We start from the raw sequence: 25,536 nt of genomic DNA on the forward strand, positions 1-25,536 counted from the left end.
GTCGGTCACGCCGCCGACAGCTGATCGAATTCGGGCGGCGCATAGGCCTTGCCGTCCTGGTCGGTGACGACGACCCGCCACCCTTCGCTCGCCCACACCTTTGCCTTCGCCACGATGAGCAACCGGCTCTCGCGGGCGAAACTGTATTTCTCGTTGTCGCGTTCTGCGATCATCTTGTAGGCCAATTCGCATCCCCTTGCGTCGCCCTGCACCCGACCTCCTCGTGGCAGCGGGCTGCGGCGGCAATTCGCCGGGAGCGTGGCAATTTGGTGCCATCCGCAGGCATGGCGCCGGCGTTCGGCATCGCGCGTGCCCACGGGAACGCGATTCCACCCGTCGCAGGCTGGCCGCCTGCGACGGCGCGGCGCCGTCTTCATGTCGTGCTGAGTCGGCGGCCGGAAGCCGGTCCGTCGCATCAGCGACGGAACCGATCGTCCCATGTCCGAGCTCCGCTAATGCACGCGGATGATGTGGGGGCGACCGAGATCGATCAGTCCCTGCACCGCCGAGAGGCGGTCATCGAGGGCTGCAATGGTGAGCAGCAGATTGTTACGGCGCTCGTCGAGCATGCCCATCTCGGCGCCGGTGAGCTTCGCGCTCGTCCGCTCCTTGTGGATCCCTTCGAGGGATTCACGCAACCCCGCAATCAGACCGGCCAGCTGCTTGGCCTCTTTGGTCATCGACCGCTTCGCGACATTCTGGCGGCGCGTCTCCGCCTGGCTCTGTCTCATCTTCATCCTCCCGTGCCCCGCTGCCCCGAGTGGATGCTTACATCTTTGGGTACACATCTTACGATCGATGAAATCTGCCCGCGAAGAACTTTCTTAAATTGTACGCGCACGGAACCCGGATCAATCCAGCAGAAAGCCCGGCGCGAGAGCCGGGCTTTCCTTAGAGCTTTACTTGACGCTTTCGTTGGAGCTTCTCAGTGCTTCTGGTGACCGCCGCCCGGGCCGCCGGCCGGGGCACCGCCGCCGCGAGGTGCGGCGTTGACGTGCGGAGCGCCGCCACCGCCGTGCGGCATTGCAGGCGCAGCGGCACGGGGCGCCGGCATTTGCGCACGGGCATTCATGGGTGAGCCGTGGCTCACATTCGGCTGCGCGACATGCGGCATCGCGGCTCGCGCAGCCGGCGCGGCGGACACTCGAGGTGCTTCATGCGCGCGTGTCATCGGCTGGGCGCGCACCGCAGCGCGGCTCGCGGCCCGTTCATGCATCACGCGCGCCTGGACATCGCGCGGATCGCGCGTCTGCGTCTGCTCTCGGGTCCGCTCTTGGGTCCGCGCTTGGATCCGCTCATGCGCGATGCGCTCGCTCCGTCCGGCACGCGTCCGGTCGGCGGCAACAGCGGTATCGCGTTTCGCAGCGTCGCGCGTCTCGATCGCAGCGTCGGGCCGCGCATTCGCGGCGTTACGTCCGGAGATCGCGGCGCCGCCCTTGCCCCGCACGCCTTCCCGCTCCAAAGCAACCGCCGCATCGCGCGTCGCCGCGCGGCCGATCCGGGCCGCACGCGGATCAAGCGTCATTCGCGTCGCGACACTCTGGTGCGAGCTCCAGTAATTATTCCAGTAGGCGTGGCGGTGGTACCAGGGACGCCCCGCATAGTAGCTCGACCAGTACGATGTCAGTACGAATGGGACGACGGGCACGTCGATCTCCTCGACATAGTCGGGCAGATAGACGTAGTGGTTGCGATAGAGATATTCGAGATATTGCGACGACACCCAGCCGCGATCGTCGGAGAAGCTGACGTCGCACCAGGCATTGCCGCGCAGGCAGCCATGGATGTTGACGCGGGCGCCCTCGGGGACACGGTCGACGAGTGGAAAACCCGGCCCCGGTCCGGCGCGCAAGCCGGTCGAGACGGTGACGATGCCCGGCGCGGCCAGTGCGGCTGTTGGCGCGAGCAGCAATGCGGCAATCAAAACGCTCCTGAACTTCATGGCGTATTCCTCCTCTTTCGAGTCGGAACGCGCTGACGGAACGGGCGTTCCGTCAGCGAGGGCCGCCCGCATAGAAAGATTGAAGCGCGTGCGGCTCGCGGTTCAATATTCATCCGTTGTTCATCGGCGCAACGCGTCATCTGCGCTGCCGGACCGTCAGTCGACCTGCAGCATGAACGCGTCGAAATACGATGCAAGCCGGGCAAAGTCGTCGAGCGGAAGCACGTTCGCGACATACTGGTCAGGCCGCACCACGACCATGCAGCCGGCTTTGCGATCGATGCCGCGCATGGCGAAGATATCGTGGCCACTCTTGAGGTCCGGGCAGAACATCTTCTCGTAGTCGACCAAGCCGTAGCGCCCTTTACGCGGGAGCAGCAGCGGCGGCATCGCCTCGACGGCGAGCTCGCGATGATCCTGCTGAAACACCGCACGCAGATCGATCACGCTGTCGATGTCGGCGCCACCTTGCGTATAGCGCTTGACCGGCGAATCCCTGGCCTCGGTGAGGAAATTGCAGAGCGCGCGAATAGCCGAGCCTGCGGCGGCAGGAACTTCCGCGGGGGAAAACGCGTAGATCCGGAATCGGCCATCGGCCTGCCCGGCATGGCCGAGATGCACCGGCTTTGCGTCAGCCAGCCGGATCACCGGGGCGGAATGGAAGCGCTTGCCGATGACGAGGCCTTGCGCGAGGTGCTGATGCGACGCCGCGCCGGTGAGAAGCGACGGCCTGTAATGCGTCGCCGTGCCCGCGGTGTAGCGGCCGTGCCGCACGAAATAGTCTTGGGTCCTGGCGGCATCGGCGCCGCCAGCCTTGGCGGCGGAGGCAAGAATGCCCGCCCATTCGCGGTCGAAATCGATCAGCTCTTTCGCGACCGCCTGGCGCTCCGCCGAATAGGAATGCAACAGCTGTGGGGCACACTGCTTCCGCAGCACGGCGGCGAGCTTCCAGCCGAGATTGAAGGCGTCCTGCATCGAGACGTTCATGCCCTGCCCCGCCTTCGGGCTGTGGGTGTGGCATGCATCGCCGGCGATGAAAATGCGCGGCAAGCGCGTTGCGATCTCCGCGTCCGACACGTCGTCGAACTTGTCGGTCAGACGCTGACCGATCTCGTACACCGACCACCAGGCGATCTCCTTCACCTCGAGCGTGTGCGGCTTCAGGATCCGCTGCGCCTTGGCGATCACGTCGTCGGCAGTGATGTTGCGGTTCGCGACGCGCTCGCCGACCTCGAGCTTGGCGATCTCGACATAGATGCGGACCATGTAACCGCCCTCGCGCGGAATGATCAGCAGGCTGCCGTCCTTCGCCGACTGGATCAGCGACTTGAAGCGGATGTCCGGAAAATCCGTCACCGCCAGCACGTCCATCACGCCCCAGGCGTGGTTGGCGGAATCGCCGTGCAGTTCCCGCCCGATCGACTTGCGCACCGTGCTGCGCGCGCCGTCGCAGCCGACGACATATCGCGCCTTGACCGTCTCGACCTTGCCCTTGTTCCCGGCGTCGACGCGTTCGAGGCGCACGGTCACGGCATGATCGCCAGGCCCCGCGGCCGGATCGACCTGGAGGTCGAGAAGACGGCGGCTGTAATGGGGTTCGAGCTTCGCCGGTGATTTGCGCATGACGTCGAGAAAGCCGTCATGGATGCGCGCCTGATTGAGGATGACGTGCGGGAATTCAGACAGCCCGTCCTCGACGTCCTGCACCCGGCCGCTGCGGATGATGGTCTCGGGCAGCCGTTCGTTCGGCTTCCAGAACGTCGTCTCGTTGACCCAATAAGCCTCCTTCAGCACGCGCTCGCTGAAGCCGTAGGCATGAAACATCTCCATGGTGCGGCAGGCGATGCCGTCGGCCTGCCCGACCAGCAGCCGGCCCGGCTTCTGCTCGACGATGCAGGTCTTGATGTCGGGGAATTGCGCGAGCTGGGCGGCGAGCGTGAGGCCGGCCGGCCCGCAGCCGACGATGAGGACATCGACCTCGTCAGGCACGGCGCCCGCAGCACCCGACGCCTGAACACGCTCGGCGGGATCGGCGATTTCAGGGTCGCCCGGCCGGAATCCATTGAGATGGAATTGCATGAGCACCTCTCCCCGCGAACGTTCTGTTTGGATATTGATCAGTATGCTGACTATCAGTATACTTGTCAACGATCCGACCGTCCCAGTCCGAGGAGGAGAATTCGGTGAAAGACAACAACGAGATGCCCGGGCATCTGGCGCGCCGGTTCCAGCAGATTGCGGTCGCCGTGTTCCTGGCCGAGGTCGAGGATGCGGGCTTCGACCTGACGCCGGTGCAATACGCGGCGCTCGCGACCATCAAGGCCAATCCGGGGCTCGACCAGGTGACGCTCGCAGGATTGATCGCCTATGACCGCACCACCATCACTGGCGTGATCGACCGCCTCGTGCAGAAGGGTCTTGCCGAGCGTCGCGCCTCCAGCCGCGACCGCCGCGCCCGCGAGCTCGAGATCACCGACGAGGGCCGGCGCACGCTGCGCAAGATCACACCGGCCGTGGAATCGGCGCAGCGCATCATGCTGCGTGGCCTCAGCGCGAAAGAGGGCGAAGAGCTGATGCGGCTGCTGCGCAAGGCGATCGCCGCCGGCAACGATTTGAGCCGCGCACCGCTGCGCGATAGTCCGGTATGATACGAACCCTATTTGCAATTGTCTGAGGTCCGCGAAACCTGGAACTAACCTTCGCCTGCTAGGGTCCGCAACATTCTGCGATTAACGCGCGATTAACTTTGCAGGGCGGGGGTTCGGATGTTCAGGTGTCTCATTGCGGCCGCGGCCATCGCGCTCTCGACCGGCCATGCGCTCGCGAACGGCCATGGCGGCGGCGAACCTCCTCCGCCGAAGCCGGAGGCGACGACTGCGCCCGCGAAGGTAGTCATCACCAAGCAGGGTCCCAAGCTCGTCGATCTCAAGGGCATGACGCTCTATTATTACGAGCGCGACACCACCGGAAAGACCTCGAACTGCAACGGCAAGTGCACCGAGAGCTGGGTGCCGCTGCCGGCAACGTCCGACGCCAAGGCCATCGGCGATTTCACCGTGATCAGCCGCAACGACGGCAGCAGGATGTGGGCGTACCGCTACCGTCCGCTCTACACCTCGCCCGCCGACAAGGCGCCGGGCGACGCCAATGGCAACGCCACGACGCTGCAATGGCGGATCGCACGGCCTGAAAACTAGCGCGAGATCGGCCACGTAACGTCAGAACGCGCGTAAGCTCTGCTTACCCGCGCCAGCTTCCACCCGTCTCGGCCCGCGCGCTCTGTCCGGGCGGCAGCACCACGACCGTCGAATTGAGCTTCACCCGGTCGTACAGATCGATCACGTCCTCGTTGCGCATCCGGATGCAGCCGGACGAGATCGCCTGCCCGATATATTCGGGCTGGTTGGTGCCGTGGATGCGATAGAGCGTGTCCTTGTTGCCCGCATAGAGATAGATGCCGCGCGCACCCAGCGGATTGGCGGGTCCACCGGGAACGCGCGCCGGATAAGGTCCAAGCCGCGCCTGGATATCCGCCGTCGGAACCCAGTCCGGCCATTCCGCCAGCCGGCCGACCCGCGCCACGCCCGAGAACGCCATGGCTTCCTCGCCGACCGCAACGCCGTACCGGATCGCCTTGCCGTCCGGCAGCACGTAATAGAGATAGCGCGCATCGGTATCGACCAGGATGGTACCGGGCTGCTCCTTGCGGTGATAGTCGACGATGTGACGGAGATATTGCTCGGGCACGTTCGCCTGCGCGTACGGCGTATGCGCGAGCAACTGCCGGTCGCGCGGCGTCATGCTCGCGTCGGTCGACGGTGATAGCGTCGTCTGCATGCAGCCGCCCAGCGGCAGCATGGCGATAGCGAATAAAGCGATGAGAGATCTTGGCACCGCCGGCCCCTGTAGCGGATAGCAGCACCCCCAGCATCGCCAGATGTTGCCAAAATCGTGCTGAAAACAAGGCAACGGGAAACACGTGCGCGTGTTCGAAAAACTGGGTTCCATCACCACAAACGGCGGAAGAGCGTCGCATCATCTCCATCCCCTCGCCTTGCTTTGGTCAAATCCGGCTGGACTCGTGGGGTCATCGGGCCGGGCGCATCGGATTGATGGGCTCACCTCAACAGATCGGCTCGCGCCAATGCGGACGACCAGGACTTAACACCCGGGCTTCAACGCCTGTGCTTTAAAGGAGCGGCGATGCTCGCGACGCTGAACCCCAAGCAAATCGTCGATGAGATCGTGAAGGACACGGTCAAGGACAACGATCCGCACGACGCGATTCAGATTTCGCCCGACATTGTACTGGCCTCGCGCCCCGTCAGCGTTGCACCCACGCTGGCGCCTGACGTCACGCCCCGTCCGGAGCCGAAATTCGCGCCGCCACCCAAAATCTCTCTGGAGCCCAGGCTCTCGCTGGAGCCGAGGTTCGCGCCCGTCTCGGAGCCGCAGACGGCGGCACCGCCGTCGGTCGACACGGCCGTACGCGTCGCAGCGAGCGATGACCATGTTCGGCCGAAGCGATCCGCGGTGCGCAAGTGGTTGCGCGGCGCGTTCGTCACGTTTCTGTTTGCGGGAGGCAGTGCGGCCGCCACCATCGCCTGGGAGAAGCACGGCGATACGGCCAAACAGATGCTCGCGGAATGGACGCCTGCCCTGGCGTCGTTGAGGTCGCTGCTGCCTTCCACGTCGCAGACCGCGCAGGTCGCGCCCGCGCAGGCCGCAGCGCCTGCGGAGCAAGCCGTGCCGCCCGCAAGCCAAGCGGCGACCGATCAAACCACCACCGATCAATCGACCGCGACGGCGCCCGTGGCACAGGTCGCGACAGCCATGCCTGCGGCAACGCCGCCCGATGCAGTGCAGTCGGTGCAATCGATGACGCGCGACCTTGCTGCAATGGCGCAGCAGATCGAGCAGCTCAAGGCCAACATCGCCGAGTTGAAGGCCGGACAGGAGCAGATGGCGCGCGAGATGGCGAAGCCGCCCGCGCCAAAACCGGTCGCTGAGGCCAAGCCGGTCGATCCGCGCGCACGCGCTGCTGCGCTGCCGCCGAAGCCTCCGGCGCCGCCGGCAGTTCATAAACCGAAACCAGTGGTGTCGCGGACCTACATGCCCGCCTATTCGCCCGCGCCGCTCGCGCCTCCCCCGCCGCCTTCGCAAGCCGCCGCAATGCCGCCGCCGGCTGCACCTGTCACCACGACGCAAGCCGTTGCCGATGACGACGGACCGGTCGTGCGTCCGCCGATGCCGCTGCGCTAGACGCGCGCAACAGCACGGTGCACAGCAACGACGTCGCGTATGCTGTCCGAGTCGATGTGATGCGTTGAGTCCGGGCGATTACGGAAAGCGCTATTTTTCGCTCAAGAGAAAAGGCCGTCGGGAGCTATGCCGGCGGCCTTCTCTTGCAGCTGCCGGTTCCCGGAGCCCGGTTCTGCTGCAATTCCATGCCTTATGATTGCGCCGCGTATTTAATAAACTCTTAACGACCCCGCATGCTGCACATCATTTCTGCGCCATAAGCACAGAGATTGCGCGACCTGTTCATTCGATAGATATCGACTCAGTGATACCATCCCGGATGTGTCGAGATTTCCATTGAAGACTTGTTTTTGAAGCTGGGTCGTCACATCGGGGAATTCGGATGCCTTACTACTCCTTCGATCTCGTGGTTGGTGAAGAGTTCAGGAACCAGGGCGGAATCATTCTCGAAGACATCGAGGTTGCCTCCGATCGCGCCGATCAACTCGCATGCGAGCTGTCGCAAGTGAAGCCGGAGCTGCAGCAGAAGGGTTGCGCGGTGCGCGTCACCGATCGTGACGACAACGAGCTCTATCGCACGCCGCTCGATCCGGTGCCGGCCTGGCAGCGCTGACTATTCGTCGAATGCCGGCGGCTCGAACCAGTTGGTCAGCGACAAGCCGCCGTCGACGACAAAGGCAGCGCCGGTGACGTAACCGGAAAGCTTGTTCGACAGCACCGCGAGCGCCATAGGTGCGAGGTCGCCGGCCTCGCCGAGACGCCCGAGCGGAATGTGCCGCGCCAGCGCGGGATCCGCAACGAACCCGCCGGCCGCGATCGCACCGGGCACCAGCGCGTTGACGCGGATGCCGTAGCGGCCAAACGTCTTGGCCAGTTCCTTCACCAGCATCGCCATCCCCGCCTTCGCCGTCGAATAATGCGGAAGGTTGCGCGGCGTGCCCGCATGCAGCGAGGTGAGAAACAGGAACGAGCCCGGCCGCTTCGCCGCGATCAGCCGCTTTGCGAGCTCGCGGCCGAGGTGAAAGCCGGCATCGAGATTGACGGCATGCATCTGCTGCCAGGTCCTGCGATCGACCACGAGCGCATGATCGGCCTCCCGCCGCGGCGGCGATGCACTGTGGACGAAATGCGTGATCTCGCCCAAGGCGGCATGCGCGACGGCAAGCAGTGCGTCACACGCCTCCAGCTCGGCGAGATCGCCGACCCAGGGTACCGCCAGTTCAGGCTTCTCGCTGGCGCTGATCGCGGTTCTCACCCGCTCGGCGTTCACATCGGCGAACACGGTCCGGACGCCCTCGCCGACCAAGGCCTGCGCGATCGCGCGGCCGATGCCATTGCCCGCGCCGGTCACGAGCGCCGTGTCACGAATGGGATCGAACGGCGTGCTGAACAGGCTCATGTCGCTCTCCGAGGCGGGATACGGGCCACGATAGCGCACCGCAGCGGGAAGCGACAAATTCGCACCCGGCGCCATTGCGGAGCAGCCCGCCGGACGCTAGCCTCCCCAAAAAATGGAGGAGATACCTAGGATGCGCTACGGTTTCCTGATGGCCGGCCTGTTGCTGATCGCCGCTCCGGCCCAAGCCGAGGACCATCCACGCTCGACCTATGTGACCCTGGTGCTGCAGGCCTTCGCCGCCAAGGTCGAATGCCCGGGCACGGACGTGGTCTACCAGGACCTGGTCCAGAAGGCGGAGCAGATGCACCTGCCCGATGGCACCACCGAGAAAGTGCGCAAGGCGATCGCCTGGATGCACACCGGCGGCAAGATGGGCGAGAAGCAGGATGACGATTTGATGGCTGAGGTGGCGGTGGCGACCCAGGCGACCGATCTCAACCAGCGCCGCCTCGGCATGCCCACCTGGTGCGAGGCCCAGAAGACCAACCTCGCCGGCCTGATCCGCGCCAAGGGCGGCTAACAGGCTGGCGCTCGCAGCGTTAAGCACACCGCGACGGAACCTGCGTTTCGGCCAACAATCGTCACATTCCCGGCCAGCATGCGGGCTTCTTCACACAGGAGAACCTTCATGCGGTTGACGCATTTCATTGTCGCCGGCGTGCTCGCGGTGAGCGCAGCGCTGGCCGGCCCGGCACAGGCAAGGAATTCAGACGCCCAAAAGGCCGAAGACAAAACGGCCTCGTCGTCATCGTGCAGCGCCTATCAGCAGGCGCCGGACGGATCGTGGGAACAGCTCCCGTGCAAGGAGACAGGCGAGCGCGGCCAGCCGCAAACGCAGCATCGATCCCGCTCACCGGGATCGGACCGCGAGGAACGCTGAACCGCTTCCTGTCCGGCGATCAGCTATGGTGAGGCCCGCGCATGATCTTCATGGCGTCGGCGATGTGACGCCATTCCTTGGCCTCGTCGGCCTCGCCGCGGCCCTCGCAGGCCTGGGCCTGCTCGGCGGCCTTCGCGATCGCAGCAAAACCGTGCTGTTCGAGCATCTGCCGCGCAACGGTGTGGACCTGGACCTCGGACATCATGGGCGCTCTCCGTCTGATGAGGCCGCGGGGTCTGGCTCGACTCTCCCGCGGTCTTCGACAACGATTTCGCCTCCGATGGCGTTCCCCTTACCGTCGATCACATCGGCGGCCCCGAGAATGTGAGTACCCAAACGACAAAGGCGGCCCGCCATGCCCGGCGGACCGCCTTCACCCACCCCAAAGCTGGGAGTCGTCGGCCGCGTGCCCCTACGCGACCGCCACTTTCTTGCGCTCGAAATCGTTGGGCACCTCGATATCGACCTCGAGGGTCGAGACCTCGTCGCCGCGCTCGAGCCGGACGATGACCTTGGTCGGGTCCAGCATCACATGCTTGGACACGACGGCGAGAATTTCCTCACGCAGCACGCCGAGCAGATCGGGCTGGCCACGCATTCCGCGCTCATGGGCAAGCAGGATCTGCAGCCGTTCGCGAGCGACGGGTGCAGAGGCCTTGTTGCCGCGGAGAAGCCGAAGCAGACCCATGCTCATGCAGCCCTCCGTCGCAGCAGGCGATCCATGAAGCCCTTGCGCTCGGTCGGCACCTGCATCGGCACGGTGTCGCCGCACAGCCGGCGCGCCGCGTCGATATAGGCCCGCGCCGGAGCACCTTCCGCATTCGACAACGTCACCGGCGTGCCGACGTTGGAGGCGCGCAGCACGTCCTGGCTCTCGGGAATGATGCCGAGCAAGGGTGTTGCGAGGATCTCGAGGATGTCCTCGATGGTCAGCATCTCGCCGCGCGCGGCGCGGGAGGGATCATAGCGCGTGATGAGAATATGCTTCTCGACGCGCTCGCCCTTCTCGGCCCGCACGGTCTTGGAATCGAGCATGCCGATGATGCGGTCGGAATCGCGTACCGAGGAGACTTCCGGATTGGTCACGATTACTGCCTCGTCGGCGAAGCGCATCGCCATGGAGGCGCCGCGCTCGATGCCGGCCGGGCTGTCGCAGATCACCCAGTCGAAACGGGCACGCAGATCGTCGATGACCTTGCCGACGCCCTCTTCCGTCAGCGCATCCTTGTCGCGGGTCTGCGAGGCCGGCAGCAGCCAGAGATTCTCCAGCCGCTTGTCCTTGATCAGCGCCTGCGGGAGTTTCGCAACGCCCTGCACCACGTTGATGAGGTCGAACACGACGCGGCGTTCAGCCCCCATCACGAGGTCGAGGTTGCGCAGGCCGACGTCGAAATCGACGACGACGACCTTGTCGCCGCGTTGCGCCAGCGCCGCTCCCAGTGCGGCGGTCGTCGTGGTCTTGCCGACGCCCCCCTTGCCTGATGTCACGACCAGTACCTTGGCCATCTCTGAAATCTCCTTCTGGTCAGTTCAGCGCGGTAATTCGCATTGTGTTGCCTTGCAGGAAGGCTTGGGCAGGCCGGCCGCGGAGCGCGGCGTCGATATCGTCGGCGGTCTGATAAAATCCATCGATCGCAAGCAGTTCGGCTTCGATCTTCTGACAATAGATGCGCGCGCTGGTGTGACCGTTCACGCCCGCCATGGCGCGGCCGCGCAGCGCGCCGTAGACGTGGATCGAGCCGCCGGCGACCACCTCCGCGCCGGAGCCCACCGAACCCAGGATGGTGACGTCGCCTTCCGGGAAGATCACGGTCTGCCCCGAACGCACCGGGTTTTCCAGCAGCAGCGAGGTCGGCTTGGCCTCGGCCTTGGTCTCGGGTTTCTTCGGCGCGCTCGGCTCGACCACGCAACTGCGTCCGCCCGACAGCAGCGGCGGCATCATCGGGGTCAGCCTTGCCTCTTCAACGCCCTCGATGCCGAGCACGCGGATGTTGCGGTCCTGCAGGCTGGTGAGCAGATGACCGATGCCGGACTGGCTGAGATCGACCGAGGACAGGTCGATCACCACGGGCCGGCCGGCAAAGAAGCCCGGCGAGCGCGCGATGGTGGTGTCGATCTCCTGCAGCCAGTCCTGGACCGGAACCGTTGGCGTAAACACGAAAGCCACGTAGGAGCGCCCGCGCAGGCGCACCATTTGGCGTTGAGGTTTGACTGCAGCCTCCATCACGGCCGACTCGTTCCCTGTTATTGAATGGTTAACGATGCGGCGAATATGGTTAACGGCCGGTTAATTCTCCGTGGGAATACGTGGGGGATGGGCAGGCTGGAGCCGCTTTCTTGTCCCGGACGCGCTGCAGCGTGCAACGCTGCTGCGCAGAGCCGTCTCCCCTCCCGGATCATGCTCTCGGCAAAATGGGCCCCGGCCCTGCAGCGCACCGTCTAAGGGACGCTGCGCTGCGTCCGGGGCACGTGCGGAGAACGGGGCAACGGCTGCCCTCTACTTCTTCACCTTGCTCGCATCCATCTTGATACTGGGATCCAGCATCTTGGTCGTGAACACCGTGGTCACGTCGAACGGCTTCTCCATGCCGAGATAGGTCTGGACCAGCTCGTAATCCTTCTTCATCCGCTCGCCGTCGATCCAGCCGAGGCCCTTGGTGGTGGTGAACTCGTCCGTCATCAGGAATTTGATGCGCTCCCACTGGCGCTCCTGGTTCTCCTTGTCGAGACCGGAGACCTGGTCGAGCAGCGCCTTCAGGCACGGCGTGGCGTCGGCAACACAGGCGGCAAAGGCCTTCTGCGTGACGCGCACGAAGTCTTCGACGACCTTCGGGTTCTTCTGCAAATACGCGCCATTGACGATCAGCGAATTGCCGTAGGGATTGAGCCCGATGTCCTTCCAGTTGACGTAGCCGAGGTCGGGCCCGAACTCGATCACCTTCAGGTCGTGCTCGTTGTAGAAGTCGCTGATGATGTCGACGGTGTGGCTCTTCAGGGCCGCGATCTTCGCGGTCGGCCCGACATTGACGAAGCCGACGGAGTCCGGCGCGAGCCCTGCGGCTTTGGCGAAGGCCGGCCACATCACGCGCGAGGCATCGCCGGGCGGATTGCCGATCTTGTGGCCTGCAAAATCCTTCACCCCGTTCACGCCATAGCTCTTCAGCCAATAGAAGGTCTGCCCGGTATTGGCGTAGACGCTCATCACGGCAACGGTGTCGGCGCCCTTGCTCTTGGCCACCAGCATGGTGGCGAGATCGGCGACGCCGAAGGGCGAGCCGCCCGAGCCCACCTTGGCGGCGGAGACGCCGGAGCCCTTGCCGACCTCGATGGAGAGGTCGATGCCCGCCTTCTCGTACCAGCCCTGCGCCTTGGCGTAATAATACGGCGAGTGGTCGGCCGTCGGCGTCCAGTTGAGGATCAGGTTGACCGCCTCGCCCGCGCTCGCCGGCAGCGCCGGCAAACCGAGCATCAGGGCCACAACAGCCGCCTGCAAACGCTTCATCGCATCTCTCCTCATGCCAGCGACCCGGCTTGTCGCTCTCCCCTCGTGAGGATACCAATGCAACAAGCCCGCCCTCCACTTGTCAACTGTTTGGTTGGAAATGCCCGCAAAACGATCTGGCGACACCGTGCCGCAGCGCCGCGACCCCGTCGCCACCCGCAAGAAGCTGCTCACCGCGGCCCGCCTGGAATTCGCCCGGCACGGCTTTGCGGGCGCCCGCGTCGACGAGATCGCGATGCGCGCCGGCGTCAACAAGCAGCTCGTCTACCACTATTTCGGCGACAAGGACGCGCTCTACCTCGCCGTGCTGGAATGGGTCTATGAAGACATCCGCGAGCAGGAGCGCAAGCTCAACCTCGAAGGCCTGCCGCCGGAAAAGGCAATCCGCAACCTGATCGAAGCCTCGTTCGACCATCTGGCCGCAAACCCCGATTTCATCGTGCTTTTGAACGACGAGAACCGCGGCGGCGCCCGCCACGTCCGCGGCTCGACGCGGCTGGAAGCGATGCACTCCCCGCTCGTGAAGAGCGTTTCGCATATCCTCAACGAAGGGGTGCGCGCGGGCGTGTTCCGCAAGGGGATCGACCCGGTCCAGCTCTATATCTCCATTGCGGGCCTTAGCTATTTCTTCTTCTCCAACACACCGACATTGTCGGCGATCTTTGGCAAGGACCTGTCGAGCCGCAGCCAGCGCAGCGCCCGCCGCCGCCATGTCGCTGATCTGGTGCTGCAGTCGCTCCGGCCCTAATCAACCAATTGGTTGAAACTTTCCCCGAAGGCGGCTAGGCTCGTGACTGCTTAGGCTGAAGATTTGCGGCATCGTCGCCGCACCAACAGGGAGCAAGCGGTGGTGACAGCAGACGGGGCACGCACCTCGCGCAGCTTTGCGATCATCCTGATCGTGCACCTCGCCGTGCTCGTGCTCTGGCAGGTCGCGGTCGACGCTTTCCACGTGCCGAAATTCATCCTGCCCTCGCCGCTCGCGACGGTGCAGACCCTGGGCACCGCAGGCTATGCCTGGGGCGCCAACACGCTGGTGACGGCGGTCGAGATCCTCGGCGGCTTCGCGCTCGGCGCCTTCGTCGGCGTCGCGCTCGCGGTGATCTTCAGCTGGGCACCGCTGCTCAGCCTCGTGCTGCTGCCGCTGTTCGTGACGCTGAACATGATCCCGAAGGTCGCGCTCGGCCCGCTCTTCATCGTCTGGTTCTCCTACGGCATCGTGCCGAACATCCTGATCGCGTTCAGCATCTGCTTCTTCCCGATCCTGCTCACCACCGCGCGCGGCCTGCGCGAGGTCGAGCCGGATCTGCTCGATCTCGTCAAATCGCTGCGCGGCTCGCGCTGGACGCTATTCCGCAAGATCCAGCTGCCGGGATCGCTGCCTTACATCTTCTCCGGCATGAAGGTCGGCGCCATCCTGGCGGTGGCCGGCGCCATCGTCGGCGAGTTCATCGCCTCCGAGCGCGGGCTCGGCTACCTCATGATCCAGGTGCAGTCCTCGCTCGACACGCCCGCGATGGTGATGGCCGTCGTGCTGCTGACGCTGCTCGGCGTCGCGCTTTACGGCCTCGTCCTCGCCCTCGAACGCATGTTCGTGGTCGGCGACGCCAGGCAGACTTAGCAACGGCAGACCTAAAGGACAGAACCATGCTGCTCACTCGCCAGACGCTGCCGAAGACCATCCCCGATATCGCAGCCCTCGACGATCTCTTGTGCCGGCCGACGCAGGCCCTGATCGACGATCTCGAGAAGGTCGAGGGCGACATCATGATCCTGGGTGTCGGCGGCAAGATGGGGCCGACGCTGGCGGGGCTCGCGAAAGCCGCCGCGCCCGAACGCCGCGTCATCGGCGTCGCCCGCTTCAGCGAGGCCGGCGTGAAGGACTGGCTGCACGCGCGCGGGGTCGAAACGATCAGCTGCGACCTGATGGACGAAAAAGCGATCGCGGCACTGCCGAAGGCGCCGAACGTCGTCTTCATGGCCGGCCGCAAGTTCGGGGCCGAGGGCGATCTGGCGCTGACCTGGGCGATGAACGCGCATGTGCCCGCGCTGGTCGCACAGGCCTTCCCCTCCTCGCGCATCGTGGCGTTCTCGACCGGCTGCGTCTATCCGTTCGTGCCCGTCGACGGCAAAGGCTCGACCGAGGAGATGGCCCCGAACCCACCCGGCGAATACGCGCAATCCTGCGTCGGCCGCGAGCGGATGTTCGAATATTTCTCGCACAAATTCGCAACGCCCGGACGCCTGTTCCGCCTCAATTACGCGATCGACATGCGCTACGGCGTGCTGCACGACATCGCGACGAAGGTGCTCGCGGGCACGCCGATCGACGTCAGCCTCGGTCACGTCAATTTCATCTGGCAGGGCGATGCCTCCGCGCAGGCGCTGCGCTGCCTTGCCCACTGCACCACACCGACCTCGCCGATCAATGTCAGCGGCCACGAGATCCTGGCGGTGCGCGATCTCGCGCAGAAATTCGGCGCGAGGTTCGGCCGCGCCCCGGTGCTGACGGGCAAGGAGGAGCCGACCGCATGGCTAACCGACACCTCCAAGGCGGTCGAGCTGTTCGGCCTTCCCGTCGTCGACACCGAGCAGCTGATCGCCTGGACCGCGGATTGGGTCTCGCGCTCCATGCCGAGCCTCGGCAAGCCGACCAAATACGAGGTACGCGATGGCCGTTACTGACGCCCCGCCCATCATCAAGCTCGGCGTCGACGACGCGATCGCAGGCCTGGCGTTGTCGACGGAAGCGCGGTGGAACCAGACCGAGGAGGACTGGCGCATCTTCCTGCGCGACGGGATCGTCTTCGGCATTCGTGACGGCATGCGGCTGGTCGCAACCGCTGCCTTGCTGCCCTATTCCGGCAACAATGCCTGGATCAGCATGGTGCTGGTCTCAACAACGCATCGCCGCCGCGGCCTTGCCACCCGTCTCGTCGACGCCTGCCTGGAAACGGCACGAAAGAACGGCCTGACCAGCTGGCTCGATGCCACGCCCGACGGCGCGGCCGTCTACGGACCGCTGGGGTTCATGCCGACCCTGCAATTGCGCCGCCTGAAGCTGGTGAAGCCTGCGCGGGCCGAAGCACCGCCAATATCATCCGCCACGCTCGATGCGCTTCGTGCGCGCGATTGGCGCGCCACCGGTTTCGACCGGACCGCACTCCTCTCCGCCTTCGTGCAGCGCTCCGGCTCGCGTATCGTCGCCGCGAACGGCGCCATCGCGCTGGTGCGCGACGGCCGGACCGCCCGCCATATCGGTCCGTTGCTTGCCGACAATGCCGCGGCAGCCCTGGCTCTGGTTGACGCGATCATGCGATCCGAGACAGGCCCGCTGCTGCTCGACGCCGTCGCGTCGCAAGCCCCGTTCCTCGAAGGCTTGACGGCCACCGGCTGGAGTGTCGAGCGCCCGTTTCAGCGCATGCGGTTCGGCCCCACCACCCTCACGAGTGAGGAAACCCCGTTTGCCGTCGCCGGCCCCGAATTCGGATAGGACATCATGCACCGCAGCCAGATCGACGCCGACATCCGCAAGCTGATCGCCGACGGCACCGTGCTGCCGGCGCACCCCCTCGCGCTCACCGCCGAGCGCCAGCTCGACAAGACGCATCAGCGCGCGCTGACGCGCTATTACATCGACGCAGGCTCAGGCGGCCTTGCGGTCGGCGTGCACACGACGCAATTCGCGATCCGCGATGTCGGCCTCTACCGCCCCGTGCTCGAGCTTGCCGCCGAGACAGCGACCAACTGGACCAAGCGTCCGCTGGCGATGGTCGCGGGGCTTGCAGGTCCGACCGCGCAGGCGGTCACCGAAGCCCGCACCGCCCGTGACATCGGCTATCACGCCGGCCTTCTCAGCCTTGCCGCGATGAAGAGCGCCTCCGAGGACGAAATCATCGCGCATTGCACGGCGGTCGCCGCGGAAATCCCGCTGGTCGGCTTCTACCTGCAGCCCGCCGTCGGCGGCGTGATCCTGTCGAGCCGGTTCTGGCAGCGCTTTGCCTCGATCGACAATGTCATCGCCATCAAGATCGCGCCGTTCAACCGTTACCGGACGCTCGACGTGCTGCGCGGTGTCGCAGCGGCCGGCGCGCTCGACCGCGTCGCGCTCTACACCGGCAATGACGATCACATCCTGCTCGACCTGATGCTGCCGTTCGACCTGCGCGACAAGGGCGTTACCACGCGCACCTATTTCAAGGGCGGCCTGCTCGGCCATTGGTCGGTGTGGACCGCGAGCGCCATCAAGCAGTTCGAGCGTTGCAAGGCGGCGCGGCACAAGGACAGCGTCCCGGCCGACCTGCTCGCCCTCGATGCCCGCGTCACCGATTGCAACAGCGCCTTCTTCGACGTCGCCAACAATTTTCACGGCTGCATCGCCGGCTGCCACGAAATCCTGCGCCGCCAGGGCCTGATGCAGGGCCTGTGGTGCCTCGATCCGAACGAGCGCCTCAGTCCCGGCCAAAAGGAGGAGATCGATCGCGTCACGCGCGAGCACGCCGACCTCAGCGACGATACTTTTGTCGCCGCGAACCTGAACAAATGGCTGGCATGAGTCCAACCCCCTTCATCAGCCTGCAAGGCGTCCGCAAGGTCTATCGCAGCGGCGGCGCCGAATTCCTGGCGGTGTCCGACGTCACGATGGACGTGCAGGAAGGCGAGCTCGTCTCGCTGGTCGGCCCGTCCGGCTGCGGCAAGACGACAGTGATGAAGATTCTGGCCGGCCTGCACGGCGCCGACGGCGGCACCGTCAGGATCGGCAATGCCGATAGCCCGTTCGATCCGAGCCGCGACATCGGCATGGTGTTCCAGCAAGCGCTGCTGCTGAAATGGCGCAACATCCTGGACAACGTGCTGCTGCCGGCCGAGATCGTCGGCCTGCCGATGAAGGCCGCGCGCGAGCGGGCGCGCGACCTGCTCAACCTCGTCGGGCTCGCCGGCTATGAGCAGAAATATCCGCGAGAGCTCTCCGGCGGTATGCAGCAGCGCACCGCGATCGCGCGCGCCTTCATCCACGATCCCAAGCTGATCCTGATGGACGAGCCGTTCGGCGCGCTCGATGCGCTGACGCGCGAGCAGATGAATCTGGAGATGCAGCGGATCTGGCGCGAGAGCGGCAAGACCATCATCTTCGTCACGCATTCGATCCAGGAGGCGGTGTTCCTGTCCTCGCATTGCGCCGTGCTGACGGCGGGACCTGCGAAGATGGCCGACTATTTCCCGATCGACCTGCCCTTCCCGCGCGATCTGCCGTTGAAGACGACAGACGCGTTCGGCGCCTATGCGCGAAGGATCTACGCGAAGCTGGGGCTGGGCGCGGCCTGACAAGCCACCTCTCCGCTGTCATTCCGGGGCGCGACGAAGTCGCGAACCCGGAAATCCATTGGGCAGCAGGACAGGCGGTGACATGGATTCTCGGATGCGCAATTGCGCATCACAGCTCGCGCCCAAGAGGCGCGCCCCGGAATGATGGCGTCTATCAGCTCTTGTTGCGCATCTTGCTGAGCAAATAGTTGTCGTAAAAGTTTTCCGCGATCTGCGTATAGAACAGCAGCTCCTTCATATACGCATCGTGGCTCTCCTTGGTCCGCTTGAACAGATCGCTCTTGGCGGCGAGCTCGTTCAGATGGTCCTGGGCCGCGCTGTAGCAGGCTTCCATCACCGGCTGCGGGAATGCCTTCAGCTCCGCGCCATTGGCGATCAGCCGCTTCAGCGCCGCCGGATTCACGCTATCGTATTTTTCCAGCATCCAGGCGCCGGCCGCCGAGGCTGCCTGGTTGACGATCGCCTGGTACTGCTTGGGGAGCGAGGCCCATTTCTCGTCGTTGACGACCATGTGCAGCATGGCGCCGCCTTCCCACCAGCCGGGGAAGTAATAGTACTTGGCGACCTTGTGGAAGCCGAGCTTCTCGTCGTCATAGGGACCGACGAACTCGACCGCGTCGATCGTGCCCTTCTCCAGTGCCGGATAGATGTCGCCGCCCGCGATCTGCTGCGGCACGACGCCGAGCTTGGCCAGCACATGGCCGCCCATGCCGGCGATGCGGAATTTGAGGCCCTTGAGGTCGTCGACGGTCTTGATCTCCTTGCGGAACCAGCCGCCCATCTGGGTGCCGGAATTGCCGCACAGGATCGCGTGCGCCTTGAACGGTTTCAGCGACTCATTGGTGAGGTCGGCGCCGCCGCCGAAATGCCACCACGATTCCTGGTGGCGATGGTTCATGCCGAACGGCGCGCCGGTGGCATAGGCCAGCGCCGGCTCCTTGCCGATGTAGAAATAGAGCGGGGTCTGCGCGATCTCCACCGAGGCGGTGCTGACGGCGTCGAGCGCCTGCAAGCCCGGCACGATTTCGCCGGCGCCAAAGGTCTGGATCTGGAATTTGTTGTCAGTGGCCTCGGCAACATATTTCGCGAAGATCTGCGCCGTGCCGTAGATGGTGTCGAGCGACTTCGGGAAGCTCGAGGTCAGGCGCCATTTGATCTCGGGCGCGCTCTGCGCGATCGCAGGGGCAGCAACCAGCGTCGTCGCGCCGGCAACCGCGCCGCCCTTGAGGAACGTACGGCGTTTCATCATGGCAATCTCCGTTGAATTCAGTTTTCAAACATATGGGTTTTGCGGCGACGGTCTTCGCGGACCGTTTGCCCGTTCCCAAAGCAGAGTTCAAGATGCGACAGAACGGCCGGTAGCCGGGAGCTGAAGACCCTCAGAGCAGCTTGGCGCTGACGAACAGCGCGCGCACGGCGTTGGTCGCCTGCACCGCCAGCATCGCATTACCGGCAGCGCCTTCCAGGGCCGCGACGGCATCCTCGTGCAGGGAACGGAATTCCATCCACTCGACCGACTTGAAGTTGGTGAGGAATTGATAGGCCTGGCCGACCGTCGCGATCGCCAGCGTGTCACCGTTCAACTTGATCTTGAACGTCGTACGCAGCGGGGTCTCGGAATTTGATGGATCACTCATGGGCTGCTTCTGGACGATGACGGCTTAACGAAGGGGAAACGGCAGCCCCACAGCAAGCAGGCAAATATCAGGAGTCGGTGCTCGCGCGCTGCGAGGCAGTGGCCGATCCACTCAGGCTCGGCACCACCACAAGGCGGTTGAACTCGCCATTGTCCCAGGCCTTGAGGAAACGATCATAGTCCTTGATCGAAACGCAGCCGTTGGAATCGCCGCGCGGCCCGAGCATGTAGCTGTGGGTGAGAAGGCCGACGCGGCCGAGCGCACTGGTGCCTTCGGTCGGCGTCAAGCGCAGGGCGCGGATGCCGTGGAACAGTTTTTCGCGCGGCTTCAAATCGTAGATCGCGGGCGGGGTCGCCCCCACCATGCGCTGGTCGACATGATCGGGGTCGTCCATCAGCGCACCCATGCCGGAATGGGCTTCCAGCGCGACACCGCTCGGCAGGTAAAGCGCCTTGGCCTTGATGTCATAGACCGCCGTGCGCGAATCGTAGCCGAGGGCCTGGAGATCGGGCGCCTTGCCGAACAGGCCGTCGCCCGGCGTCAGCGAGGCCAGCCTGATCTTATCGGTGAATTTCTCGAAGAAGTTGCGGTTGTCGACCCTGGGGTTGGTCTCGGCATAGGCCTGGCTGGACGCGATCTGGGCGGAGAAATCCGCCTGAGGCGGGCGCGAGCGCGGCATGGGAACCGCATCGGCGCGCTGCGTGGCGGGCCTGGTCTCGTCAACCGTCTGCCGGTCGTCTTCGGTCAGGGTCGAGCGCCACTCGTCGCCCTGGAGCTTCTGGGCCAGCATCGCCTTGGCATCGCGCAGCTTGAGCTGGACTGCGTTCAACGCAGAACGCTCCACCGTTCGCAGGCCAAGCTCGCGAGCGGACGGATTGCCCGACGCCGAGGCAAAACGGTCTTCGAAAGACGGGCCATTGGTGGCCGGCGGCAGAGCCGCAGTGACCAGCGAGCGCGAATCGCCGATGTCCGCGACCCAGGCGGCCGCGCCCAGCGCCAGCGCCACGGCAGCCAGAGACAGCAAAACGCGCTCCGCCCGCCCCATACGGCGGCGCGACAACAGCCTGTCGGCGCTTGCGCGGTCGGAAACCATCAGATCCCCAAATCGACCCCCGGGGGGCCCAACCCCCGCCCAGAGACTCTATACCAGCTACCACATTGGGAGCCAAAAGTTAGGCATAATCGCGGCCGGCAAGGGCTCCACAGGGCATCCCCAAGGTATCCAATGACCGATCCTTTCGATCTAGAGCGCTTCGTCAGGGCCCAGGACCCGGTTTTTCGCGCCGTCGAGGGGGAGCTGGCGAGGGGCCGGAAGCAGACTCACTGGATGTGGTTCGTCTTCCCGCAAATCGCCGGTCTCGGCTTCAGCGCCATGTCGCAGCGCTACGCCATCGGCTCCCGTGCCGAGGCCGAGGCCTACCTCGCCCATCCGGTGCTCGGGGCGCGCCTGGTCGAATGCACCGGCCTCATCCTCGCCGTCGAGGGCCGGAGCATCAACGCGATCCTCGGCGCGCCGGATGATGCCAAATTCCGCTCGTCGATGACGCTGTTCGGCGCGGTGTCCGATCAGCCCATTTTCGGTGACGCACTCGCCCGGTATTTCGCAGGCGAACGCGACAGCGCCACGCTGAAGATCCTCGCTAGGCTCGACCGCGCATCCGGCTAGGCTGAGGGTGGACAGCGTAAACCCGGGATTAACACGGGCAAACTATCGTCCGGGCAAAATAATTCTCCGTTATTTGCCGGACAGATCATGAAAATCGGTACGCTCCTGACCACCGCCATCGTCTCGCTCTCGACCGTGGGCGGCGGCCTCGCCGTCTACGTCGCCGTGACGAAGTACCAGACGATGGACCGGATCAGCGAGGCTCAGGGCAGGCTCGCGATCGCCCGCGCTGCCAGCGACATCCCGCGCTATCTCAACCCCGAGCGCGGCTTTTCGACCAACATCCTCTACGGGCCTGCGACCATCGACCCGGCGCTGCTCGCGGAACAGAACAAGCTGCGCAAGCAGACCGACGGCGCCCGCGACAAGATGAATGCGCTGCGCAAGGAGCTGCCCGGCGCGTTCGACGACGGCGCGACCATCGGCAGCAATATCGATGGCATCAACGCAAAATTCACCGCGCTGCGCGAGGCCATCGACAAGGCGCTCACCGGACCGGCCGAGGCGCGCAAGGACGCCGCCAAGAAGATCGTCGCCGACAACGCCGTGCTCAACAGCGGCGTGACCGCGCTGCTCAACGAGCAGGTCCGCCGCATGGCGATCCTGAACGGCGACGCCTACCGGCAGGCGAGCTACGCCAACACGGCCATGACGTTGCGCGACGTCGGCGGCTTCAACTCCAGCCTGCACAAGAATCTCGTCGGCGGCAAGAAACCGGCGACCGACACCGAGAAGGCCGATATCGGTCGCTCGCAGGGCCGCAACGACCAGCTCGTGATGGCGCTGCTCGAACTGCGCGGCAATCCGGCAACGCCTGCGAACGTCGCCGCGGCGCTGGAGAAGTTCAATTCGATCTATGTCGAGGAGTTCGGCCGCGAGCTCAAGCTCGTCAAGGACGGCGCCGTCAGCGGCAAGTACGAACACGACATGGAGACCTATTACGCCGCCACGCAGCGCGGCCTCAGCACCATCATCGAGGTCCGCGACGCGTTCTATGACAATTCCGAGCAGATCCTCGCCGGGGCTTCCTCCGCCGCGCGCACCAGCTTCACCATCGCCCTTGCAGGCCTTGCCGCCGTGCTGATCGCAAGCGTCGGCCTGATCGTGATGGTCCGCCGCCGCGTCTGCGCGCCGATCGTCAACCTGACGGGCCGGATGTCGCGACTTGCCGAGGGCGAGGTTGCGGACGCCATCCCCGGCGCCGATCGCTCCGACGAGATCGGGGCGATGGCCGCGGCCGTTCAGGTCTTCAAGGACAACATGATCCGGGCCGACCGGCTCGCCGCCGAGAAGCAGGCCGAGAACGACGGCAAGATGCGCCGCGCGCAGGCGCTCGACGAGCTCACCCGCGCATTCGAAGCCAAGGTCACCGAGCTCGTCGGTGGCCTGTCCCGGGCTTCCTCGACCATGGAGAGCACCGCGCAGTCGATGACCTCGACGGCGGCCCAGACCAACAGCCAGGCCGCGGTCGTCGCCGCCGCCTCCGAGCAGACCTCGACCAACGTGCAGACGGTCGCGAGCGCCACCGAAGAGCTGACCTCCTCGATCTCCGAGATCGGCCGTCAGGTCGCGCAGAGCACCGAGATCGCGGCCCGCGCCGTCGACAATGCCCGCCGCACCGGCGACACCGCGCGCATGCTCGCCGAGGGCGCCCAGAAGATCGGCGACGTCGTGACGCTGATCCAGAGCATCGCCGAGCAGACCAATCTTCTCGCGCTCAACGCCACGATCGAGGCCGCCCGCGCCGGCGATGCCGGCCGCGGCTTTGCCGTGGTTGCCTCCGAGGTGAAGTCGCTGGCGGGCCAGACCGCCAAGGCGACGACCGAAATCTCCGAGCAGATCACGGCGATCCAGACCGCGAGCGACGAGACCGTGGCCGCGATCCGCAACGTCGCCGACGTCATCGGCGAGATCGACCAGATCGGCACCGCGATTGCCGCGGCGATCGAGGAACAGGGCTCGGCCACCAAGGAGATCGCCCGCAGCGTCCAGGAGGCTGCGCGCGGCACCCAGGAGGTCAACACCAACATATCGGGTGTGCAGCGCGCCGCCGACGATACCGGCGCCGCCGCGCGGGAAGTCTTGGTCGCCGCCGAGCAGCTCTCGACCCAGTCGCGCGATCTCGCGGGACAATTCGACCGCTTCCTCGGCGAGGTCAGGGCGGCGTAAGCCGATTACGTAGCGCGGATGGAGCCAACGGGGCTCCACAGCAGGGCCTAATAAGGCGGCGCTTTCCTGGCCCGCTGCGCCTTGGCCGCCTCGATCCACCACGTCAGATCGTCGGCAAAGCGCGGGAACGCGCGCTCCAGCGCCTTGCCACCCTCGCCGATTGGCTCCCCCTCGGCCGACAAGGTCTGCGCGATCGGGCCGACGCCGATGGTGCTCGACACCACCACCATGCCCATCTCCGACAGCGTGCCGTGCCACGCGGTCGCCGCGCGCGCGCCGGACAGGCGGCCGGCCGAATAGCTCACGATCGCGGCCGGACGCCAGAACCACTCTTCGAGGAAATGGTCGGTGAGATTCTTCAAGCCGGGCTGGATGCCCCAATTGTACTCACCGGTGACGAAGACGAAGCCGTCGGCGCCGCGGATCTGTCCGGCCAGCTTTTCCAGCGCCTCGGGCGCCATGCCGTCAGGGTATTCCTTGTACATGCGGTCGAGCATCGGCAGGCCGACCGCCTTGGCGTCGATGAATTCGACGTCCTCACCGCGGCCACGCAGACGATTGATGACGAAATTCGCAAGGCGGATGCCCATGCGGTCGGAACGATAGGAACCGTAGAGGACGAGAATGCGATTGCTCATGGTTGGACGGTAGCACGAAACCGGCTGCCGCCCTACGCGATTTGTCAAACTATCGCCGGCGCCCGTGCTCCAACGTTTGCGACGGTGTCTCGCCAAACTGGTCGCGGTAACTCCGGGAGAAATCGCTGAGATGCCAGAAGCCGAAGGCGAGCGCCACGGCCTTGACGCTGTCGGCGCCGGCGAGCAGGCGCTGGCGCACCAGCCACAACCGGCGCAGCCGCAAGTATCGGTGCAGACTCATGCCGCGATAGCGGCGGACGACGTCGTGCATGGTGCGGACGGACAGTCCGAGCTTGTGCGCCATCTCCTCGCTGTAGATCGGCTGGGAGAGATCACCGGACAGGAGCGCGCGGATATCCTGGAATATCCTGAAGTTCCGCTCGTCGTTGGGACGCTGAGTCCAGCGGGCCGAAACGACGTCTTCCAGCGCATGGTCGACCGCCCCGAGCAGGGATTCTTTCATTGCTCTTGCCTTGAGCGGAATGTGCGACGCCTCGACCGGCTCTGAAGCCGCGGTCAGGACCTCGCGCACCATGCCGCGCAACCGGTTCAGGCCAGCTGCGCTGGTCTCGAAAATCTTGAAGCTCTTGGCTGCTCGTGGCCAGCCACGATCCGTCACCTCCGGCCTGAAAATCACCGAGGCGATTTGCCGCTGCACTTCCTCGATGATGGTGTAGGCCGCGCCGCCACCGCCAATGACAACGGCCGGACGGGCACGCTGCGAGCCATTGAAGCGTATGGGCTCATCAAGATCATCCATGGTGAACCCGACCGCAGTGCAATTCTCGACGAGCTGCGCATCGACCGCGCGGGGAAATGCCGTCGTCAAATTCACGTCGCAGCCTGGCAGTGAGAGAATGATCTGCTCGGCCGAAATCCTCCGTACGAACGGCGTGAATTCGAAGTTCAGGCCTCGGATGGAATTCCGAAATTCATCGACGTCTGAAAAACGAAATATCTTGGGTGCCAACCTGGGCACGTCATCAATACTGTTCATGGTAACAGGAAATGCTGCGCCACCGACACGGGGTCCGGCAGTGCCGGGTCCATTCCCGCTTCGGTTTTTGCGTCGGACCGAGAAAATCAATCTCAACGTGTCTTGGCAAGTTGGCGACG

Annotated in this window: 30 protein-coding genes; 14 read left to right on the forward strand and 16 right to left on the reverse strand. The window is 65.1% G+C overall.

Going from position 1 to position 25,536, the window contains the following annotated elements; all coding sequences use genetic code 11:
• Positions 1–5: 5 nt before the first annotated feature.
• The 4 genes from AC0WRY_RS19000 to AC0WRY_RS19015 form a co-directional block, all read right to left on the reverse strand.
• The gene (locus AC0WRY_RS19000; RefSeq protein ID WP_491120409.1) at positions 6–440 is read right to left on the reverse strand and encodes a hypothetical protein; all 435 of its coding nucleotides are present in this window, start codon (positions 438–440) and stop codon (positions 6–8) included.
• A 12-nt stretch (positions 441–452) separates the two neighbouring features.
• A complete protein-coding gene (locus AC0WRY_RS19005) occupies positions 453–731 on the reverse strand; it encodes a hypothetical protein (RefSeq protein ID WP_194402340.1) in 279 nt (92 codons plus the stop codon).
• Positions 732–925: 194 nt separating this feature from the next.
• A complete protein-coding gene (locus AC0WRY_RS19010) occupies positions 926–1,942 on the reverse strand; it encodes an SH3 domain-containing protein (RefSeq protein WP_491120411.1) in 1,017 nt (338 codons plus the stop codon).
• Between the two features lie 156 nt (positions 1,943–2,098).
• Positions 2,099–4,021 carry an FAD-binding monooxygenase gene (locus AC0WRY_RS19015; RefSeq protein ID WP_491120413.1) on the reverse strand — a complete coding sequence of 641 codons (1,923 nt, stop codon included), beginning with the start codon at positions 4,019–4,021 and terminating at the stop codon, positions 2,099–2,101.
• Positions 4,022–4,125: 104 nt separating this feature from the next.
• Between AC0WRY_RS19015 and AC0WRY_RS19020 the strand changes: the two genes are divergently transcribed.
• Together AC0WRY_RS19020 and AC0WRY_RS19025 are read left to right on the forward strand one after the other, a co-directional pair.
• Complete coding sequence (locus AC0WRY_RS19020) at positions 4,126–4,590, forward strand: MarR family winged helix-turn-helix transcriptional regulator (protein ID WP_194402343.1); 465 nt, start codon at positions 4,126–4,128, stop codon at positions 4,588–4,590.
• 117 nt (positions 4,591–4,707) lie between these two features.
• The gene (locus tag AC0WRY_RS19025) at positions 4,708–5,139 is read left to right on the forward strand and encodes a COG4315 family predicted lipoprotein (protein ID WP_491120415.1); all 432 of its coding nucleotides are present in this window, start codon (positions 4,708–4,710) and stop codon (positions 5,137–5,139) included.
• A 43-nt stretch (positions 5,140–5,182) separates the two neighbouring features.
• On the opposite strand, the gene AC0WRY_RS19030 is transcribed toward AC0WRY_RS19025, so the two are convergent.
• Positions 5,183–5,800 (reverse strand): L,D-transpeptidase, encoded by a 618-nt coding sequence (locus tag AC0WRY_RS19030; protein WP_194402345.1) that lies wholly within the window; start codon positions 5,798–5,800, stop codon positions 5,183–5,185.
• Between the two features lie 345 nt (positions 5,801–6,145).
• Here AC0WRY_RS19030 and AC0WRY_RS19035 point away from each other — a divergent pair, with 345 nt between their 5' ends.
• Positions 6,146–7,204, forward strand: coding sequence for a hypothetical protein (locus AC0WRY_RS19035; RefSeq protein WP_194408314.1), 1,059 nt, complete (start codon positions 6,146–6,148; stop codon positions 7,202–7,204).
• 382 nt (positions 7,205–7,586) lie between these two features.
• Positions 7,587–7,817 (forward strand): DUF6894 family protein, encoded by a 231-nt coding sequence (locus AC0WRY_RS19040; protein WP_194402346.1) that lies wholly within the window; start codon positions 7,587–7,589, stop codon positions 7,815–7,817.
• Here the strand turns inward: AC0WRY_RS19040 and AC0WRY_RS19045 are convergent, their stop codons facing one another.
• Positions 7,818–8,603 (reverse strand): SDR family NAD(P)-dependent oxidoreductase, encoded by a 786-nt coding sequence (locus AC0WRY_RS19045; RefSeq protein WP_491120418.1) that lies wholly within the window; start codon positions 8,601–8,603, stop codon positions 7,818–7,820.
• Positions 8,604–8,733: 130 nt separating this feature from the next.
• Here AC0WRY_RS19045 and AC0WRY_RS19050 point away from each other — a divergent pair, with 130 nt between their 5' ends.
• Both AC0WRY_RS19050 and AC0WRY_RS19055 read left to right on the forward strand, forming a co-directional pair.
• Positions 8,734–9,123 (forward strand): hypothetical protein, encoded by a 390-nt coding sequence (locus tag AC0WRY_RS19050; protein ID WP_194402348.1) that lies wholly within the window; start codon positions 8,734–8,736, stop codon positions 9,121–9,123.
• Between the two features lie 108 nt (positions 9,124–9,231).
• Complete coding sequence (locus AC0WRY_RS19055; RefSeq protein WP_491120420.1) at positions 9,232–9,483, forward strand: hypothetical protein; 252 nt, start codon at positions 9,232–9,234, stop codon at positions 9,481–9,483.
• A 19-nt stretch (positions 9,484–9,502) separates the two neighbouring features.
• On the opposite strand, the gene AC0WRY_RS19060 is transcribed toward AC0WRY_RS19055, so the two are convergent.
• The 5 genes from AC0WRY_RS19060 to AC0WRY_RS19080 all read right to left on the reverse strand — a co-directional run bounded on the left by AC0WRY_RS19060 (position 9,503) and on the right by AC0WRY_RS19080 (position 12,985).
• Positions 9,503–9,688, reverse strand: a complete 186-nt coding sequence (locus AC0WRY_RS19060) for a hypothetical protein (protein WP_194402350.1) — start codon at positions 9,686–9,688, stop codon at positions 9,503–9,505.
• A 207-nt stretch (positions 9,689–9,895) separates the two neighbouring features.
• Positions 9,896–10,177: a cell division topological specificity factor MinE gene (minE, locus tag AC0WRY_RS19065; protein WP_097660833.1), complete on the reverse strand. Its 282-nt coding sequence runs from the start codon at positions 10,175–10,177 to the stop codon at positions 9,896–9,898.
• On the reverse strand, positions 10,174–10,989 hold the full coding sequence (gene minD, locus AC0WRY_RS19070; protein ID WP_194402351.1) for a septum site-determining protein MinD: 816 nt from the start codon (positions 10,987–10,989) through the stop codon (positions 10,174–10,176). Before minD ends, minE begins: the two co-directional genes overlap by 4 nt.
• Positions 10,990–11,008: 19 nt before the next feature.
• The gene (minC, locus tag AC0WRY_RS19075; protein WP_194408315.1) at positions 11,009–11,707 is read right to left on the reverse strand and encodes a septum site-determining protein MinC; all 699 of its coding nucleotides are present in this window, start codon (positions 11,705–11,707) and stop codon (positions 11,009–11,011) included.
• 273 nt (positions 11,708–11,980) lie between these two features.
• Positions 11,981–12,985, reverse strand: coding sequence for an ABC transporter substrate-binding protein (locus AC0WRY_RS19080; protein WP_194402352.1), 1,005 nt, complete (start codon positions 12,983–12,985; stop codon positions 11,981–11,983).
• Positions 12,986–13,085: 100 nt separating this feature from the next.
• On the opposite strand from AC0WRY_RS19080, the gene AC0WRY_RS19085 reads away from it, so the two are divergent.
• From AC0WRY_RS19085 to AC0WRY_RS19110, 6 genes are all read left to right on the forward strand, one after another.
• Positions 13,086–13,733: a TetR family transcriptional regulator gene (locus tag AC0WRY_RS19085; RefSeq protein WP_491120424.1), complete on the forward strand. Its 648-nt coding sequence runs from the start codon at positions 13,086–13,088 to the stop codon at positions 13,731–13,733.
• A 102-nt stretch (positions 13,734–13,835) separates the two neighbouring features.
• Positions 13,836–14,606, forward strand: coding sequence for an ABC transporter permease (locus tag AC0WRY_RS19090; RefSeq protein ID WP_194408316.1), 771 nt, complete (start codon positions 13,836–13,838; stop codon positions 14,604–14,606).
• Between the two features lie 26 nt (positions 14,607–14,632).
• Entirely contained in the window at positions 14,633–15,670 is a 1,038-nt protein-coding gene (locus AC0WRY_RS19095) for an NAD-dependent epimerase/dehydratase family protein (protein ID WP_491120426.1), read from the forward strand.
• Positions 15,657–16,478, forward strand: a complete 822-nt coding sequence (locus tag AC0WRY_RS19100; RefSeq protein ID WP_491120428.1) for a GNAT family N-acetyltransferase — start codon at positions 15,657–15,659, stop codon at positions 16,476–16,478. Before AC0WRY_RS19095 ends, AC0WRY_RS19100 begins: the two co-directional genes overlap by 14 nt.
• A 6-nt stretch (positions 16,479–16,484) precedes the next feature.
• The gene (locus AC0WRY_RS19105) at positions 16,485–17,540 is read left to right on the forward strand and encodes a dihydrodipicolinate synthase family protein (RefSeq protein ID WP_194402356.1); all 1,056 of its coding nucleotides are present in this window, start codon (positions 16,485–16,487) and stop codon (positions 17,538–17,540) included.
• Entirely contained in the window at positions 17,528–18,310 is a 783-nt protein-coding gene (locus tag AC0WRY_RS19110; protein ID WP_194402357.1) for an ABC transporter ATP-binding protein, read from the forward strand. The genes AC0WRY_RS19105 and AC0WRY_RS19110 overlap by 13 nt, the downstream gene beginning before the upstream one ends.
• A gap of 154 nt (positions 18,311–18,464) precedes the next feature.
• Here the strand turns inward: AC0WRY_RS19110 and AC0WRY_RS19115 are convergent, their stop codons facing one another.
• The 3 genes from AC0WRY_RS19115 to AC0WRY_RS19125 all read right to left on the reverse strand — a co-directional run bounded on the left by AC0WRY_RS19115 (position 18,465) and on the right by AC0WRY_RS19125 (position 20,992).
• Positions 18,465–19,556, reverse strand: a complete 1,092-nt coding sequence (locus tag AC0WRY_RS19115; RefSeq protein ID WP_491123486.1) for a TRAP transporter substrate-binding protein — start codon at positions 19,554–19,556, stop codon at positions 18,465–18,467.
• Positions 19,557–19,689: 133 nt separating this feature from the next.
• Positions 19,690–19,947 (reverse strand): hypothetical protein, encoded by a 258-nt coding sequence (locus AC0WRY_RS19120; RefSeq protein WP_036000273.1) that lies wholly within the window; start codon positions 19,945–19,947, stop codon positions 19,690–19,692.
• 67 nt (positions 19,948–20,014) lie between these two features.
• Entirely contained in the window at positions 20,015–20,992 is a 978-nt protein-coding gene (locus AC0WRY_RS19125) for a DUF2778 domain-containing protein (RefSeq protein ID WP_491123487.1), read from the reverse strand.
• Positions 20,993–21,172: 180 nt separating this feature from the next.
• Between AC0WRY_RS19125 and AC0WRY_RS19130 the strand changes: the two genes are divergently transcribed.
• Both AC0WRY_RS19130 and AC0WRY_RS19135 read left to right on the forward strand, forming a co-directional pair.
• Positions 21,173–21,613 (forward strand): DUF1810 domain-containing protein, encoded by a 441-nt coding sequence (locus AC0WRY_RS19130; protein ID WP_491120431.1) that lies wholly within the window; start codon positions 21,173–21,175, stop codon positions 21,611–21,613.
• A gap of 87 nt (positions 21,614–21,700) precedes the next feature.
• Complete coding sequence (locus AC0WRY_RS19135) at positions 21,701–23,782, forward strand: methyl-accepting chemotaxis protein (protein WP_491120433.1); 2,082 nt, start codon at positions 21,701–21,703, stop codon at positions 23,780–23,782.
• 47 nt (positions 23,783–23,829) lie between these two features.
• Here the strand turns inward: AC0WRY_RS19135 and AC0WRY_RS19140 are convergent, their stop codons facing one another.
• Positions 23,830–24,420, reverse strand: coding sequence for an NADPH-dependent FMN reductase (locus tag AC0WRY_RS19140; RefSeq protein WP_491120435.1), 591 nt, complete (start codon positions 24,418–24,420; stop codon positions 23,830–23,832).
• A gap of 49 nt (positions 24,421–24,469) precedes the next feature.
• Entirely contained in the window at positions 24,470–25,417 is a 948-nt protein-coding gene (locus AC0WRY_RS19145; RefSeq protein WP_194408319.1) for an AraC family transcriptional regulator, read from the reverse strand.
• Between the last annotated feature and the right edge of the window lie 119 nt (positions 25,418–25,536).

The sequence above is a fragment of the Bradyrhizobium sp. T-12 genome (genome assembly GCF_058314695.1).

Bases quoted from the DNA above. Each gene is read 5' to 3' on its own strand.
- AC0WRY_RS19110 (WP_194402357.1), top strand. From the start codon at position 17,528: ATGGCTGGCATGAGTCCAACCCCCTTCATCAGCCTGCAAGGCGTCCGC.
- AC0WRY_RS19135 (WP_491120433.1), top strand. From the start codon at position 21,701: ATGAAAATCGGTACGCTCCTGACCACCGCCATCGTCTCGCTCTCGACC.
- minC (WP_194408315.1), bottom strand. From the start codon at position 11,707: ATGGAGGCTGCAGTCAAACCTCAACGCCAAATGGTGCGCCTGCGCGGG.
- AC0WRY_RS19025 (WP_491120415.1), top strand. From the start codon at position 4,708: ATGTTCAGGTGTCTCATTGCGGCCGCGGCCATCGCGCTCTCGACCGGC.
- AC0WRY_RS19105 (WP_194402356.1), top strand. From the start codon at position 16,485: ATGCACCGCAGCCAGATCGACGCCGACATCCGCAAGCTGATCGCCGAC.
- AC0WRY_RS19145 (WP_194408319.1), bottom strand. From the start codon at position 25,417: ATGAACAGTATTGATGACGTGCCCAGGTTGGCACCCAAGATATTTCGT.
- AC0WRY_RS19055 (WP_491120420.1), top strand. From the start codon at position 9,232: ATGCGGTTGACGCATTTCATTGTCGCCGGCGTGCTCGCGGTGAGCGCA.
- AC0WRY_RS19060 (WP_194402350.1), bottom strand. From the start codon at position 9,688: ATGATGTCCGAGGTCCAGGTCCACACCGTTGCGCGGCAGATGCTCGAA.
- AC0WRY_RS19050 (WP_194402348.1), top strand. From the start codon at position 8,734: ATGCGCTACGGTTTCCTGATGGCCGGCCTGTTGCTGATCGCCGCTCCG.
- AC0WRY_RS19085 (WP_491120424.1), top strand. From the start codon at position 13,086: ATGCCCGCAAAACGATCTGGCGACACCGTGCCGCAGCGCCGCGACCCC.
- AC0WRY_RS19095 (WP_491120426.1), top strand. From the start codon at position 14,633: ATGCTGCTCACTCGCCAGACGCTGCCGAAGACCATCCCCGATATCGCA.
- AC0WRY_RS19010 (WP_491120411.1), bottom strand. From the start codon at position 1,942: ATGAAGTTCAGGAGCGTTTTGATTGCCGCATTGCTGCTCGCGCCAACA.
- AC0WRY_RS19115 (WP_491123486.1), bottom strand. From the start codon at position 19,556: ATGAAACGCCGTACGTTCCTCAAGGGCGGCGCGGTTGCCGGCGCGACG.
- AC0WRY_RS19030 (WP_194402345.1), bottom strand. From the start codon at position 5,800: ATGCTGCCGCTGGGCGGCTGCATGCAGACGACGCTATCACCGTCGACC.
- AC0WRY_RS19040 (WP_194402346.1), top strand. From the start codon at position 7,587: ATGCCTTACTACTCCTTCGATCTCGTGGTTGGTGAAGAGTTCAGGAAC.
- AC0WRY_RS19080 (WP_194402352.1), bottom strand. From the start codon at position 12,985: ATGAAGCGTTTGCAGGCGGCTGTTGTGGCCCTGATGCTCGGTTTGCCG.
- AC0WRY_RS19000 (WP_491120409.1), bottom strand. From the start codon at position 440: ATGGGACGATCGGTTCCGTCGCTGATGCGACGGACCGGCTTCCGGCCG.
- AC0WRY_RS19045 (WP_491120418.1), bottom strand. From the start codon at position 8,603: ATGAGCCTGTTCAGCACGCCGTTCGATCCCATTCGTGACACGGCGCTC.
- minD (WP_194402351.1), bottom strand. From the start codon at position 10,989: ATGGCCAAGGTACTGGTCGTGACATCAGGCAAGGGGGGCGTCGGCAAG.
- AC0WRY_RS19130 (WP_491120431.1), top strand. From the start codon at position 21,173: ATGACCGATCCTTTCGATCTAGAGCGCTTCGTCAGGGCCCAGGACCCG.
- minE (WP_097660833.1), bottom strand. From the start codon at position 10,177: ATGAGCATGGGTCTGCTTCGGCTTCTCCGCGGCAACAAGGCCTCTGCA.
- AC0WRY_RS19005 (WP_194402340.1), bottom strand. From the start codon at position 731: ATGAGACAGAGCCAGGCGGAGACGCGCCGCCAGAATGTCGCGAAGCGG.
- AC0WRY_RS19035 (WP_194408314.1), top strand. From the start codon at position 6,146: ATGCTCGCGACGCTGAACCCCAAGCAAATCGTCGATGAGATCGTGAAG.
- AC0WRY_RS19140 (WP_491120435.1), bottom strand. From the start codon at position 24,420: ATGAGCAATCGCATTCTCGTCCTCTACGGTTCCTATCGTTCCGACCGC.
- AC0WRY_RS19125 (WP_491123487.1), bottom strand. From the start codon at position 20,992: ATGGGGCGGGCGGAGCGCGTTTTGCTGTCTCTGGCTGCCGTGGCGCTG.
- AC0WRY_RS19100 (WP_491120428.1), top strand. From the start codon at position 15,657: ATGGCCGTTACTGACGCCCCGCCCATCATCAAGCTCGGCGTCGACGAC.
- AC0WRY_RS19015 (WP_491120413.1), bottom strand. From the start codon at position 4,021: ATGCAATTCCATCTCAATGGATTCCGGCCGGGCGACCCTGAAATCGCC.
- AC0WRY_RS19120 (WP_036000273.1), bottom strand. From the start codon at position 19,947: ATGAGTGATCCATCAAATTCCGAGACCCCGCTGCGTACGACGTTCAAG.